This is a genomic window from Hymenobacter terrestris (assembly GCF_013377905.1).
Taxonomy (GTDB): Bacteria; Bacteroidota; Bacteroidia; order Cytophagales; family Hymenobacteraceae; genus Hymenobacter; species Hymenobacter terrestris.
The window spans coordinates 1-1,042 of the sequence record NZ_JABKAV010000151.1; the positions used below are offsets into that span (position 1 = coordinate 1).

Here is a 1,042-nt window from a genome sequence, read left to right on the forward strand (position 1 = left end):
CTTAGCGAAGGCACAAACCCAGTACGTGTGCTGCCCAAAACGGCGGTCGAGGCCGAACGTGCCTTACTGGCAGCACAGGTAACCACCCGTTCTCCCTTGGGGGCCATACTGTACGAAACCGGCGGCCTACTGGTGGACGGCGGGTGGCTTCGCGTCCTGGGCTCGGGAAGTCCACTACTTTCCCGCTCGCTTATGGATTGGAACCAGGGTAAACTGGAAGGGGCCCTGTTAATTGCCGACGATGTTATCGGCGGATTTTACGCCATTAACGCGGGTGCCTTCGGTTCGGAGTCGTTGGGCCAAGTATTTTATTTCGCCCCCGAAAGCTTGGAATGGCAGGCCCTAGACAAGACCTACTCGGAGTTTCTGCGGTTTTGCTTCTCCGGCAACCTCGACGATTTTTATAGCGACGTTCGCTGGCCGGGGTGGCAGGGCGAGATTCGGCCGCTAACCGGTGACCAAGGCGTTGCGTTTTTCCCGTTTCTCTTTTTGGAGGAGGGCAAGAACGTGGCCACCAGCAAGCGCGAAGTGGTGTCCATTGCTCAACTGTGGGCCTTTGGCCAAGAGATGAAGCAGCAATTAGACGACACACTTTAACGCTCCTTTGAGTGAACGGATCAATTTCAAGGCCCGACCCTTTGTAAGAGAAAAGTGATTTCTTTTATAAAGGGTGATTGGCTTTGCAAAGAAATACCGAGTTTCTTTACACAGCCAACGAGACTTTACCCGTGGCGCTTTTCCCTTCCCTGCATGCCCACTGCCTGGCAACCGTCCTCGCTTCCGCCCACGGTCGAACTGGAAACGCGCGCCGTGCTCAAAAAACTGCCGGCGGCGCACCGGGCCCTGGCCGAACTCAAGGGCCTAGTGGCCGCCATCCCCAACGAGAGCCTGCTGCTCGACACGCTGCCCTTGCAGGAGGCCAAAGACAGCTCGGCCATCGAAAATATCGTCACCACCCACGACGAACTCTTCAACGCCGAACTCCAACTGGGCGACTCGCCCGCGGCCAAGGAGGTGCAGCGCTACGCGGCGGCCCTGCGCA

Annotated in this window: 2 protein-coding genes; both read left to right on the top strand. The window is 57.8% G+C overall.

Annotated features, from left to right (window positions below):
• Positions 1-597 (top strand): DUF2625 family protein (locus HW556_RS18360; RefSeq protein ID WP_176901564.1); only part of this gene is annotated, 597 nt, incomplete at its 5' end.
• 153 nt (positions 598-750) lie between these two features.
• Positions 751-1,042: Fic/DOC family N-terminal domain-containing protein (locus tag HW556_RS18365; RefSeq protein ID WP_317170553.1), on the top strand; the 292-nt coding region annotated here is incomplete at its 3' end.